This is a genomic window from Acidocella aluminiidurans (assembly GCF_055383125.1).
The window spans coordinates 155903-168627 of record NZ_AP031589.1 but is presented as its reverse complement, the minus strand read 5'-3'; the positions used below and the strand labels follow the sequence as shown (position 1 = coordinate 168627).

12 protein-coding genes and 1 pseudogene are annotated in these 12725 nt (G+C 62.3%); 6 read left to right on the top strand and 7 right to left on the bottom strand.

Features of this window, described 5'->3' with window-relative positions; all coding sequences use genetic code 11:
• Nucleotides 1-28: 28 nt before the first annotated feature.
• Both ACZ46S_RS00840 and ACZ46S_RS00835 read left to right on the top strand, forming a co-directional pair.
• Nucleotides 29-1123 carry a P-loop ATPase, Sll1717 family gene (locus ACZ46S_RS00840; protein ID WP_464062975.1) on the top strand — a complete coding sequence of 365 codons (1095 nt, stop codon included), beginning with the start codon at nucleotides 29-31 and terminating at the stop codon, nucleotides 1121-1123.
• A 43-nt stretch (nucleotides 1124-1166) separates the two neighbouring features.
• A complete protein-coding gene (locus ACZ46S_RS00835; protein ID WP_464062974.1) occupies nucleotides 1167-1562 on the top strand; it encodes a hypothetical protein in 396 nt (131 codons plus the stop codon).
• A gap of 58 nt (nucleotides 1563-1620) precedes the next feature.
• On the opposite strand, the gene ACZ46S_RS00830 is transcribed toward ACZ46S_RS00835, so the two are convergent.
• From ACZ46S_RS00830 to ACZ46S_RS00810, 5 genes are all read right to left on the bottom strand, one after another.
• Nucleotides 1621-2475 carry a mechanosensitive ion channel family protein gene (locus ACZ46S_RS00830; protein WP_464062973.1) on the bottom strand — a complete coding sequence of 285 codons (855 nt, stop codon included), beginning with the start codon at nucleotides 2473-2475 and terminating at the stop codon, nucleotides 1621-1623.
• A 127-nt stretch (nucleotides 2476-2602) separates the two neighbouring features.
• Nucleotides 2603-3685: a class I SAM-dependent RNA methyltransferase gene (locus ACZ46S_RS00825; RefSeq protein WP_464062972.1), complete on the bottom strand. Its 1083-nt coding sequence runs from the start codon at nucleotides 3683-3685 to the stop codon at nucleotides 2603-2605.
• A gap of 100 nt (nucleotides 3686-3785) precedes the next feature.
• Nucleotides 3786-5432: a DEAD/DEAH box helicase gene (locus tag ACZ46S_RS00820; protein ID WP_464062971.1), complete on the bottom strand. Its 1647-nt coding sequence runs from the start codon at nucleotides 5430-5432 to the stop codon at nucleotides 3786-3788.
• 132 nt (nucleotides 5433-5564) lie between these two features.
• A complete protein-coding gene (cueR, locus tag ACZ46S_RS00815) occupies nucleotides 5565-5978 on the bottom strand; it encodes a Cu(I)-responsive transcriptional regulator (RefSeq protein WP_035179984.1) in 414 nt (137 codons plus the stop codon).
• Nucleotides 5975-8053: a heavy metal translocating P-type ATPase gene (locus ACZ46S_RS00810; protein ID WP_464062970.1), complete on the bottom strand. Its 2079-nt coding sequence runs from the start codon at nucleotides 8051-8053 to the stop codon at nucleotides 5975-5977. The genes cueR and ACZ46S_RS00810 overlap by 4 nt, the downstream gene beginning before the upstream one ends.
• Before the next feature lie 94 nt (nucleotides 8054-8147).
• Between ACZ46S_RS00810 and ACZ46S_RS00805 the strand changes: the two genes are divergently transcribed.
• The 3 genes from ACZ46S_RS00805 (at nucleotide 8148) to ACZ46S_RS00795 (ending at nucleotide 9952) form a co-directional block, all read left to right on the top strand.
• On the top strand, nucleotides 8148-8363 hold the full coding sequence (locus ACZ46S_RS00805) for a heavy-metal-associated domain-containing protein (RefSeq protein WP_295739486.1): 216 nt from the start codon (nucleotides 8148-8150) through the stop codon (nucleotides 8361-8363).
• A 152-nt stretch (nucleotides 8364-8515) separates the two neighbouring features.
• Nucleotides 8516-9619: a PA0069 family radical SAM protein gene (locus tag ACZ46S_RS00800; protein ID WP_464062969.1), complete on the top strand. Its 1104-nt coding sequence runs from the start codon at nucleotides 8516-8518 to the stop codon at nucleotides 9617-9619.
• A gap of 72 nt (nucleotides 9620-9691) precedes the next feature.
• Nucleotides 9692-9952 carry a hypothetical protein gene (locus ACZ46S_RS00795; protein ID WP_464064328.1) on the top strand — a complete coding sequence of 87 codons (261 nt, stop codon included), beginning with the start codon at nucleotides 9692-9694 and terminating at the stop codon, nucleotides 9950-9952.
• A gap of 19 nt (nucleotides 9953-9971) precedes the next feature.
• Here the strand turns inward: ACZ46S_RS00795 and ACZ46S_RS00790 are convergent.
• Nucleotides 9972-10046, bottom strand: a pseudogene (locus ACZ46S_RS00790) (antibiotic biosynthesis monooxygenase family protein); the annotation flags it as partial.
• A 232-nt stretch (nucleotides 10047-10278) separates the two neighbouring features.
• Between ACZ46S_RS00790 and ACZ46S_RS00785 the strand changes: the two are divergent.
• Nucleotides 10279-11598 carry an LLM class flavin-dependent oxidoreductase gene (locus tag ACZ46S_RS00785; RefSeq protein ID WP_464062968.1) on the top strand — a complete coding sequence of 440 codons (1320 nt, stop codon included), beginning with the start codon at nucleotides 10279-10281 and terminating at the stop codon, nucleotides 11596-11598.
• Between the two features lie 56 nt (nucleotides 11599-11654).
• Here ACZ46S_RS00785 and ACZ46S_RS00780 read toward each other — a convergent pair whose 3' ends face one another.
• Nucleotides 11655-12674 carry a potassium channel family protein gene (locus tag ACZ46S_RS00780; protein ID WP_464062967.1) on the bottom strand — a complete coding sequence of 340 codons (1020 nt, stop codon included), beginning with the start codon at nucleotides 12672-12674 and terminating at the stop codon, nucleotides 11655-11657.
• Between the last annotated feature and the right edge of the window lie 51 nt (nucleotides 12675-12725).

Below are 12725 nucleotides of genomic sequence, written 5' to 3'. Positions count from 1 at the left end.
CAACTTGAAAACCATAGGTTAGTAATAGATGCATTCTTTAGTTGACATTGAAACGTTCGGTGGAATTGACGCTGATACAGACAGCCTTCTTGACGAATGTTTTAAAGATCACATTGCATTTACTGACGCTTTGAATGGCAAACGGTTCTTAATTGTTGGTCGAAAAGGAAGCGGTAAAACCGCAATTTATCGAAAAATTTTACGATCTTACGGACCAACGACCTTTACGTTTGGCCATACGTTCAGAGATTATCCTTGGCACCACCACGACAAGCAGCGGCAAACTGGTGTGCCAGAGCAAGAGTGCTTTATCCATAGTTGGAAATATTTAATACTTATTGGACTTGCGAAAATTCTGATCAATATGGATCAATCACAGCCTTGGAATGATTTTTCAACAGACGCACTATCCAAAATAGAGCGATTCATTATCGATACATATGGATCAAAAGATCCCGATATTCATCAAATTTTCCAACCAGCGACGGTTTTAAAACTTGGTACTACCGTTGGAGCTAAGCTTGGCCCTGTAACTATTAGCGCTAACCCTCAACAAGTTCCTATATCCGATCTGCCTACAATCGCGGCGGAAGTAAATCGTGCGATTTCTGACAAGATAATTGGCTCTCTTAACCCTTCCTGTAGATATTTTGTTTTGTTTGATGAGTTGGATTTGGGATTCGACCCGAAAGACCCCAACTACTCCCTGAGACTAATCGGCTTAATATTGGCAAGTAGAAGCATAAACCTCCTTGCGAAAGAAGCTGGTAGATCGCTAAACATCGTCGTATTTTTGCGTGATGATATCTATGAAATACTTCGGTTTGAAGACAAAAACAAACTAACCGAATCTGCTTTGGCCCGAATAGCTTGGGACGCTCCGGGTCTGCCGTACACTCTCAAGCAACTAATGGAAAAGCGCATCGGCAAGGTTCTCGACACGCCCACCGACGGGTCTTGGGAACTTGCGTTTGACGAGGACAAAGAAATGAGAGGTTCGCAAACCAAGTATCAGCATATGATCGATCGCACGATGCTACGTCCGCGGGACATGATAAAATTTTCAAATGCGATCCTTGACAGGCATAAATTAAACCCCTCAAAAAAAAGGAAAATTCTCTAACGAAGAGATTGCAAGTGCTCGAAAAGAGTATTCCGATTACCTATTGCGTGAGCTACAAGATGAAATTTTCAAACATATTGAAGGACATGATAGTTATTTCGACCTTCTGCGAGAACTTGAAGCGTTAAAATTTGATCTGGAGGAATTCAAAGACGCCTGCCGGAAGCGGGCTGACTTAATCAAATCCGGTGTATCGCCTACTGACATTTTAGCGGAACTTTTTGAGTTCTCAATAATTGGCTTCTATCAATCTGGTGGCGGAGGATATGGAGGCTCGGAATATATTTTCAGACACAAATCTCCTCAAGCACGCTTCAACCCTAACGCCGACAACTTCCGCGTACACCTAGGACTACAAGACAGCCTAGGACTAAAACAATACAGACGAAACATGAGCACCGAATTCACAACGAACGGAACAGACGATTTATTTGAATAGCGAAAATTCAAAGCCAAAAGCTGCGTTGGAGATCAATGCAGAGTATTTTTATTTCCCTTTACTTTCCAGCCCGCGCCAGCTCCAACGGTCCGTTGAACGACAATGTCTGGTTCGGGAACGGTATCTCAATCCCCGCCTCGTCGAAGGCCAGCTTGATCGCCTCGGTGATTTCGCATTTGGTCACCCACCAATCCCCCGCCTTGGTCCAGGCGCGGAAGACGAAATCCACCGAGCTGTCGGAGAGCTGCAGAACCTTGATGAACGGCGCGGGATCTTTCAGCACGCGCGCATCTTCCTGCGCCAGCTTGTTCAGGATCGCGGAGGCTTTCTTCAAATCGCTGCCATAGGAAATGCCGATGGTCAGGTCGATCAGGCGCGTCTGGATATTGGAATAATTGGTGATCGCCCCGGCCCAGACATCCTTGTTGGGCACCAGCACCTGCAGCCCGTCATAGGTTTTCAGCTCGGTATAGAACAAGGTTACATCCAGTACCGTGCCGGCATGTGAGCCAGCGCTGATATAATTGCCGATCCTGAACGGGCGGAAGACAATCAGCATGATCCCGGCGGCAAGATTGCTGAGCGTGCCCTGCAGCGCCAGACCGACGGCAAGGCCGGCGGCACCCAGCACCGCCACCAGCGAGGCGGTTTGAATCCCAAAGCGGTTGAGCACGAAGATGATGGCGAAGGCCATCACCAGATAGCGGGCGATGGTGCCGAAAAACCGGAACAGGCTTTCATCCAGATGCGCGCTCTTTTGCGCATAGCCGACGATATAGCGATGCAGCGCCCGCGAGCCGAGATGCGCCACGGCAAGAATGACGATGGCATAAATCACATTCAGCAGCACGCCGATGATGCTGTTCAACGTACTCGCGCTGAACAAGGCGGTGACCGCATGGTTGATCGTCATGGATGTCTCCTTCTGCATCAGGTCAAATCATCGCGCCGCGAGGCCGCGCGCCATGGACTTGGCGATTTCGTCAGGACGTTCAATGGGCTGAAACGAAACCGGAACGCCCTGAGGTTCACGCTTCGCTCTAATCGCGGGCGCGTTGGAATACCACCACGCTCTCGACATTTTCCGAGAATGGAAACTGGTCGATCGGCGTTGCGGCCAGAATCTCATAGCCGGCATGGCGCAGCATGCCCGCATCCTGGGCCAGCGCGTCGGGGTTGCAGCTCACATAGATGATCCGTTTCACCCCGGCCGGGGCGAGGAATTTCATCTGCGCGCCGGCGCCGGCGAAAGGCGGGTCCAGCACCACCACATCGGCGCCTTTGAAATCCGCCGTCAGCAGCGGGCGGCGATGCAGATCGCGCTTGGCAAAGGTGACGCGCCCGGCAAGCCCGGCATCGCGCGCGGCTTTGTCGGCGGCATAGACGGCGGGCTCGTCGCCCTCATAGGCTTCCACGCGCGAATGCGGGGCCAGGGCGAAGCTCAGCGTGCCGCAACCGGCGTAAAGCTCCACCAGCCGGCTCTTGTTGCGCAGCTTCGGCAGCCCGGCCAGCATGGCCGCGATAATCGCCGCCTCGCCTTCCGGGCAGGCCTGCAGGAAGCCGCCCGGCGGCGGTGTCACCGCCACCCCGGCAAAGCGCAGAATGGGCGGGCGCAGAATGATGATCGGCTCCGGCAGAGATTTCGGCTCGGCAACGCTGATGCGCGGCGCGTCGTGATCCTTGGCGAAGGCGATCAGCCGGGTGCGGTCCGGCTGGGTCAGCGGCGCATCGGCGCGCAGCAATATATCCGGCCCGTTATCCAGCCAGTTGATCACCAGCGAAGCCTCGCGGCGAAAGCAGTTGAGGCTGCGCAGCAGGGTGCGCAGCTTCTCCAGCAGCGCCAGGAAATCCGGCCGCAGCAGGGCGCATTCACGCATATCGACGATTTCGGAGGAGCGTACGCGATGCAGCCCGAGGCTGATCTCGGCCGCCTTGCGGGAGGCGGCCAGATCCACCCGCCGGCGCGTCTGCAAGGGGGCGGCCACCAGCGGGGCGATGTCAGCCTGGGCATAGCCCGCCCGGCTCAGCGCCTGCGCCAGCAGCGCGCGCTTATCTGGCTTGGCCCGATCATCGCTGGCACAACCGCCACAGGCGCCGAAATGAATGCAATGAGACATCATCATAAATTTCAAAAGTTTTTGGGGATATGGGGACTTTTTGAAAAAATCCCCCACCTCTTTCGCCGCTTTTTGTAAATAAGCGGCACCAAGAAACTTTTATAAATTATGCCGCGAGATCGGAGCCGTTATCTTCCGGCCCATCCGGCTCGTCATCGCCCATTGGCCGGGCTTGGTCGCGGCGGCGCAGCAGCATGAAGGCCGGGACCGAGTCGCCAAAGCCACGCACCGGCGGGCCCTGGTCACGTTCACCGCGCTCGCCGCGGTCGCGATCATTGCGGTCGCGCTCACGCGGCCGGCGGTCACGCTCCGGGCGGTCCTGACGCTCGCCGCGCTCGGAGCGCTCCGTCCGTTCGGGGCGCTCAGAGCGTTCCGGACGCTCGGTGGATTTGCGATCCTTCTCGCCTTCCTTGCCCTTGGCACCCTTGCGCTCGCCACGGTCGCGGTCGCGGCCTTTATCCTTGCCGTCCTTGCCGTCCCTCTTAGCCCCACGGCCCCGGCGGCGGCCATCCTCTTCGGACCACTCCACCTCATCCAGGCCGGAAATCTCGATGCGCGGGATGGGATTGCCGATCAGCTTCTCCACCGCCTCCACCGCCAGCTTGTCCGCGGGCGCGGCCAGCGTGTAGGCGTGGCCTTCACGCCCGGCGCGGCCGGTGCGGCCGATGCGGTGCACATAATCCTCGGCATGGTGCGGCACGTCGAAATTGAACACGTGGCTGAGCCCGCCAATATCGATGCCGCGCGCCGCGACATCCGAGCAGACCAGGATCTTGATCTCGCCCGCCTTGAATTTCTCCAGCGTGGCAAAGCGCACGCTCTGCGGCAGATCGCCATGCAGCGCGCCGGCGGCGAAGCCGTGCTTGGTGAGCGATTTGAACAGGATATCCACATCGCGCTTGCGGTTACAGAAGACGATGGCGTTCTGCACCTCTTCACCGCGCAGCAGCCGGCGCAGCGCCTCGCGCTTATCGATCTCGGAGACCAGCGCCAGCCCGGTGGTGATGGTGGTGGCCACCGAAGCCTGGCGGGAGACGGTGATTTCCTTCGGGTTGCTCAAGAAGGCATCGGCCAGGCGGCGGATCTCCGGCGCCATGGTGGCGGAAAAAAACAAGGTCTGCCGATTGGTGGGCAGCATCGTCACGATGCGCTCAATGTCCGGAATGAAACCCATATCCAGCATGCGGTCGGCTTCGTCGATCACCAGCACCCGCACATCGCGCAGCAGCAGCCCGCCGCGCTCGAACAGATCGATCAAGCGGCCTGGCGTGGCGATCAGCACGTCCACGCCCTTGGTCAGCACCGCCTTCTGGTCGGCCATGCTCTCACCGCCGATCAGCAGCGCGTGATTGAGCTTCAGATTCTTGCCGTACTGGACGAAATTTTCCGCCACCTGCAGGGCCAGCTCACGGGTCGGCTCCAGGATCAGCGAGCGCGGCATCCGCGCCCGGGCCCGCGAGCCGGCCAGGATTTCCAGCATCGGCAAGGTGAAGCCGGCGGTCTTGCCGGTGCCGGTCTGCGCCACGCCCAGCACGTCGCGCCCCATCAGCACCACCGGGATCGCCTGCGCCTGGATTGGCGTGGCGTGCACATAGCCCTTTTCCGCCAAGGCGTTCAGGATCGGCTCGGACAGACCCAGCGAGGCGAAGTCGGGCTTCTCTTCCGGCGCGGGCGCGGGATCAGCGATGCGCGCCTCCAGCTCGGCGGGCAGCTCAGCGTTGGGGTCTTGATGGTCGTCTTTTGTGTCGGACAAAAATAGCGTCTCTCGTGGTCGGAGGCGCAAGCGTGCGCCCGTGGTCGGGGCGCAGCATCGCGCCGGGCGCGGAGCGCGCCCATGTCAATGCGCTCCGTATCGACAAAGAGCGCCAGGAAGTCAAGGATCGCGTCAGATTTCAGCCGGTTTCGGCGGGTCGAGCGCATCCAGGATCGGACAATCGGGCCGGTCATCGCCATGGCAGCAGGCGGCGAGCTGTTTCAGCGTGCGGCTCATCGCCGCCAGCGCCGCGGCCTTCTGGTCCAGCTCCTCGACATGACGCAGCGCGATCGCCTTCACATCCGCGGAGGAACGCGTGCGGTCGCGCCAGAGCGAGAGCAGCTGGCGGATATCCTCGAAGGAAAAGCCGAGATCGCGCGAGCGGCGGATGAAACCCAGCTCGTGCAACTCCGCCTCGCTGTAATGGCGATAGCGGTTTTCGGTGCGCATGGGGGCGGCGATCAGCCCAATGCTTTCATAATGCCGGATCATTTTGGCGGAGACGCCGGTAATGGCCGAAGCCTGGGCGATGGTGACCAAACTCATGACGCTCTCCATTGCCGCAGCCGCAGCGCATTGCCAAGCACACAGAGCGAGGAGGCCGCCATTGCCGCCCCCGCCAGCACCGGGCTGAGCAGCCCGAATGCCGCCGCTGGCAAACCCAAGGCATTGTAAAACAACGCCCAGAACAGGCCCTGGCGCAGAATCCGCCAGGTGCGGCGGGCCAGGTCCAAAGCAGCCGGGGCCAGAGACGGCGCGGCGCGCAGCAGCGAGATGGCGGCGGCCTCGATCGCCACATCCGCCCCCTGCCCCATCGCCATGCCGGCATCGGCGGCGGCCAGGGCGGCGGCATCGTTGATGCCATCCCCCAGCATCGCGACGCGCTGGCCCTGCTTTTGCAAATTCACGATGATGTCACGCTTTTGTTCCGGCGTCGTCTCGGCCTCCACGCGCTCGATGCCGAGCGATGATGCCAGAGCCTGCGCCACGGCGGCGCGGTCGCCGGTGAGCAGCAGAGTTTTGATGCCCATGGCGTGCAGCCGCGCTACCGCCTGCGCCGCATCCGGGCGCGGCGTGTCGGTGAAACCGAAAGCCCCCAGCGTCGTGCCGTCGGCCAGCGCGAGGTAAGACCAAGTGAGCGCATCGCCCGGCACCGGGACGTGCGGCACCAGCCGGGCCGAGCCGAACAGATAGGCCACGCCCGCAACCTCGCCCTGCACGCCCTGGCCGGGCAACGCCTTGAAGGCGGTGGCCGGGGCCACGCCGTCCTGGCGCAAAGGCAGGCTCAGCGGATGGGTGTCCCGCGCCGCCAGGGACGCGGCGATGGCGCGCAGCCGCTCCTCATCCAGATCAGCCAGAGGCCGGATTTCAGCCAAAGTCGGGGTGCCGGTGGTCAGCGTGCCGGTTTTGTCGAAGGCCAGCACGTCGATCTTCGCCGCCGCCTCGATCGCATCGGCATCCCGGAACAAGATCCCCGCCTTCGCCGCCGCCCCGGTGCCGGCCAGAATCGCGGCAGGTGTCGCCAGCCCCAAGGCGCAGGGGCAGGCAATGACCAGAACCGAGACCGCGTTGATCAACGCGGTGGCGACAGGCGCGCCATGCAGCAGCCAGCCGGCGAAGGTGAGTGCGGCGATGCCCAGCACCATCGGCACGAACCAGGCAGAAACCCGGTCCGCCAGCTTCTGCACGCGCGGCTTGGCGGATTGCGCCTGCTCGATCAGCCGTGCCATCCGGTCCAGGAAGCTCTCACCGGGCGGTGCGGTGACGCGCAGGCGCAGCACCGCGTCCAGATTCAGCGTGCCGGCCAGCAGCTTGGCCCCCTTGCCCCGCGGCTGCGGCAGCGCCTCGCCGGTCACCGGGCTTTCATCCAGGCTGCCCTCGCCCTCCAATATCTCGCCATCCACCGGCACCCGCTCGCCGGGGCGGATCAGGATCTCGTCATCCACGCGCAGCCTGGCCGGCGCCACATCCTCGCCGCTGGCCAGATGCGCCAGCTCCGGACGCAGCGCCTGCAGCTCCAGCACCGCCTTGGCGGCATCGCGCTTGGCCTGGCCTTCCAGATATTTGCCCAGCCGCACCAGGGCGATCACCGCCACGGAACTTTCCAGATAAAGCGGCCCGCCGGCAAAGACATCCCACAGCGAGAGCCCGTAGGCGGCGGAGGTGCCGAGCGCCACCAGCAGATCCATATTGCCGCTGCCGGCGCGCAGGGCCAGGAACCCGGCCCGGTAGAAACGCGCCCCCAGCCAAAATTGCACCAAGGTGGCGCAGATCAGCGGCACCATCGGGGGCACCGGCATCACCATGCTGTCCAGCACCACCGGCACCGCCAGCAGGAAGGCGGCCACCAGCTCGATCTGCTCGCGCCAGCTGGCATCCGGCCGGGCGGATTTGACCGGGACAGCGCTATAGCCCGCCCGCTCCACCGCCGCCGCCAGCGCCTCCAGCCCCACCTCGCCGCTGACCGTGACATGCGCGCGCTCCAGCGCCAGATTGACGCTCGCCGCCTGCACCCCTGGCACCCGTCCCAGCACTTTTTCCACCCGCGCCACGCAGGAGGCGCAAGTCATGCCGCCGATGCTGAGCTCAATATCGCGGGAGGGGGCAAGGGTCTGGTCCATCGCCCTCATATAGGGCTTCCCATGATGGGAGGGTCAAGGCTTGACCTTCCCATCATGGCCACCCTTATCCAGCATAAATCACAGGAGACCCGATATGGCCCATTCCACCCCCTTACAGTTCGACGTGCCCGACATGGATTGCCAGGGCTGCGTGCGCTCGATCACCGAGGCGCTGCGCAAGCTCGACCCCAACGTGCATGTGGTCGCTGACCTGGACACCAAGCGCGTCGTCATTGGCGGCGAGATCGATGCCGGCCGCGCCGCCGAGGCGATCGAGGCGGCTGGGTTTGATGTGAAGGCAGCGGGTTAAACCGCAAATTTCGCCGCGCCCGCACCGGATTTTTGCAAGGCCGCCGTAAACGGCCTTGCAGCGACGCGCTTTTAATATTTTTGTTCTTCTTTTGTTCTTGACTTTGCGGCTGGGATGACCTTAATCAAACCAGAACGGAGCATGAACACACAATGTCTGCGTCTCGGGTACAAATCAAGCGGGAAGCCGGCTTTGGCGCGCTGAAAGGGCGCGGCACCGGGCTCAACCCGGCCAATCGCTTTGAAGCGTCGCGCCGGGACGCCTTCGATGATGGCTGGGACCAGGCGGAAGAGGCCGTGCGGCCGCAAACCAGCCTGATCCGCGATGCCGCGCGCAGCATCATCGCCCGCAATGACAGCCCGGATCTTTCCTTCGAGACCAGCATCAACCCGTATCGCGGCTGCGAGCATGGCTGCATTTATTGCTTCGCCCGGCCCAGCCACGCTTATCTGGGCTTCTCCGCCGGGCTGGAGTTCGAGACCAATATCCTCTTCAAGCCGGACGCGCCGAAGCTGCTCGAAAAAGAGCTCTCCCGCCCCGGCTACAAGCCCAACGTGATCGTGCTCGGCTCCAATACCGACCCCTACCAGCCGGTGGAGCGCACGCTGGGTCTCACCCGCGCGATTTTGGAGGTGCTGGAGCGCTTCAACAACCCGGTCGCCATCGTCACCAAATCCGCCTTGGTGCTGCGCGATGCGGATATTCTCGGCCGCATGGCGGCGAAGGGGCTGGCGAAGGTGCATCTCTCCATCACCACGCTGGATGCGGATCTGGCCCGGGCGATGGAGCCGCGCGCCGCCTCCCCCGCCCGCCGCCTGGCGGCGATCGCCGGGCTGGTCCAGGCCGGCATTCCCGCGGCGGTGATGGCCTCGCCGATGATCCCCGGCCTCAACGATATGGAGCTGGAGCGCATTCTGGAAGCCGCCGCCGCCGCCGGGGCCGGCAGCGCCTACAGCATCATGCTGCGCCTGCCGCATGAGCTGGGCGAGCTGTTTACCGACTGGCTGAACAAATTCCTGCCCGAGCGCGCCGGCCATGTGCTGAGCCTGATCCGCCAGGCCCGCGCCGGGGCGCTGAACGATGCGCAGTTTCATTCCCGCTTTCAGGGCAGCGGCCCCTATGCGCAGCTGCTGCGCCAGCGTTTCAGCGCCGCCGTGAAGCGGCTGGGGCTGGATGAAGCCAGCTCACGCCTCGATATTTCGCAATTCCGCGTCCCCGGCCGGGCGCTGCCCAGCCAGCAGATGAGTCTTTTCTAACCCGTGCGCCCCGCGCCAGCGGGAGCCTCCAGCGGGCAGAGTGCCCGCCCATTCCCACAAAGGAGTTTGGTCATGCAGTATCTGTTCTTCATCAATCCGAGCATCGTCATCGGCCTGGTCTCGGCCTTGGGCTGCGCCTATTTCCTCTGCATCTGCGCCGAGGAAACCAAAACCCTGCTGGCTTATCGCCGCTCTATGCGTCAGCCGGCCGAGAAACTGGCCAACCATAAGCGCGTGAAATTTCCGCGATTTCCACGCGATATGCGCCATACCAGCGCGCCCGCCCCGTATTTTGTGCCAGCAGATGCGCGGTTTGCGCCTTCCAGGCTTTGATCGCCTGCAGATCGCGCCAATAGGAAAGCGCGACCTCCTCACCGCCCTCACTGAGGGCGTGAAATTCCAGGCAGCCGAACTCCTGCAACGCCATATCGCGCAGGCGCTGCGCCATGGCGCTGTATTCTTCATCCAGCTGGGCGATTTGCGCCCGGAAAATCACCACATACATCGCCCGGCCCTCAACATTTGCAGCGTGATGCCGAGGGCCAGCCTGGTCAAGCCTTGGATGAAATTCCCGCCCTTGGCCTTGGCATCGCGTTTTCCTTACATAAATGATCGGAAACGTTCATTTGGCCGGCGCCGCGCCGGGAAGGATTTCCCCTTTGAGTCAGCAATTGCATCTCGGCGCCTTCATGCGCCCGGTCGGCATCCACACCGCCTGGTGGCGCTATCCCGGCGCCTGGGCGGACGCGAATTTCAATCTCGAACATATGGTCCAGCTGATCCAGACGCTGGAGCGCGGCCGGTTCGATGCCTTCTTCATGGCCGACCATCTCGGCGTGCTGAATATGGGCATGGATGCGCTCAAGCGCAGCGCCACCGTCACCTCCTTCGAGCCTTTCACCTTGCTCTCGGCCCTTTCGATGGTGACCAGCCGCATCGGCCTGGTCGCCACCGCCTCCACCACCTTCGATGCGCCTTTCCATATCGCCCGGCGCTTTGCCTCGCTCGACCATCTCAGCAAAGGCCGCGCGGGCTGGAACATCGTCACCACCTCCAACCCGGAATCGGCGCTGAATTTCGGCGGCGAGGACCAGATGGAGCATGATGAGCGCTATCGCCGTGCGAAGGAATTCCACGATGTGGTCATCGGGCTGTGGGACAGCTTCGCCGACGATGCCTGGATCCGCGACCAGGAGAGCGGCGTGTTTTTCGATCCGCAAAAAATGCACCGGCTGGATCATCAAGGCGAATATTTCGCCGTGCGCGGGCCTTTGAATATCGCAAGGCCGGTGCAGGGCCGCCCGGTGATCGTACAGGCCGGCGCCTCCGAGGCCGGGCGCCAGCTGGCGGCGGAAACCGCCGAGGTGATTTTCGGCGCCGCCCGCACGTTGAAGGATGGCCAAGAATTCTATGCCGACATCCATAAGCGCATGGCCGCTCTCGGCCGCGCCGATGATACGTTGAAAATTCTGCCGGCTGCCTTCGTCGTCGTCGGCCGCACCCATGCGGAGGCGCTGGAAAAGAAGCAGCGCCTGGACGCGCTGGTGCATCCGGACAGCGCCCTGCCCAACCTCTCAATGCGCCTGGGCGTGGATGCCAGCAAGTTCGATCTCGATGCGCCCTTGCCCGAGCTCCCCCCCACCAATGCCAGCCAGAGCGCCCAGGCACAGCTGGTGAAGATGGCGCGCGAGCAGAGCCTCACCGTGCGGCAGCTGGCGCAGCATGTCGGCGCCTATGGCGGGCTCAGCTTCGTCGGCACGCCGGGCGAGATCGCCGATGGCATGCAGGAATGGCTGGAGAGCAAAGGCGCGGACGGATTCAACGTGATGTTCAACACCGTGCCGGAAGGGGTGAATGATTTCGTCGATCTGGTGGTACCGGAACTCACCCGCCGCGGTATCTATCGCGACGCCTATGCCGGCACCACGCTGCGCGAGCATCTGGGGCTGGCGCGACCGGCGAACCGGTTCTTCAGCTGAACATCTGGCCGCAAAAAACCCAGCACGTCGCTCAGCCGGCGGGGACGTGGCGGCGCTTAACCCAGCCTTGGGCTGGCGCGCCCGGCACGGGTGATGACGACCACGCCGTCCCCCGCCTCGACCATCAGCTCCGGCCCGGGGCGGCTGATCGTCTCGCCGCCGCGCCGGTTCAGCCCGACCACGAACAGCGTCCCCTCCGCCCCGCGCTCGATCTGCCCGACACTCTGCCCGGCATAGGGGCTGCCCGCCGCCACCGGCAGAATCTCAAGCTCCAGCCCCAGCGTGCGCAGGCCGGTGCCCAGCACCTGCATCGGCACCGAATCCGTCAGCGCCGCGCTGCGCGGAAACAGGATCAGCTGGGCAATGCGCTCGGCGCCGATATGGGTCGGCTCCACCACCGCGCTCGCCCCGGCGCGCAGCAGCTTGCTCTTGGTGCTGGCCGCCTCGCCGCGGGCGATGATCTCGATATCGGGATTGAGATTGCGCGCCGAGAGGGTGATAAACACATTCACCGCGTCATTTGGCACCACGCAGGCCAGGGCCCGCGCCCGGCGCACCCCGGCCTCCTCCAGCACCTGCTCATCCGTGGCATCGCCCGCCAGCGTCAGATGCCCGCGCTCGGCCGCCTCCGCCAGCTTCGCCTCCTCGCGGTCCAGGATCAGAAATTCCGCCCCGCCCGCCTTCAGCTCATCCGCCAGCATATGGCCGATGCGCCCATAACCGCAGACAATCACATGCCCGCTCATTCTGCCGATCTGCGATTTCATCCGCCGATGCCCCAATAATTGCTGGATCTGCCCGAAGGTGATGAACTGCACCAACGCACCGGTGAGGAAGATCATGCCGGTGCAGCCGAGCATGATCGTCGCCAGCGTGATCGCGCGCAATTCCGGTGTCGCGATCGGGTGCACCTCGTCATAGCCGACGGTGAACACCGTGATGATCACGAAATAGAACGCATCGCCGAGACTCCAGCCGGCGAGGCTGAAGGCGAGCGTGGCGGCCAGCACCACCGCCGCCATGAAGCACAGCCCGCCGATCAGGTTGCGGGCCGGGCTGTCGGTGAAATGTCTCACGAAACGGGCAAAATAAAACCCTTTCGCGGGCGGGCCGCGAAAGGGTTGCTC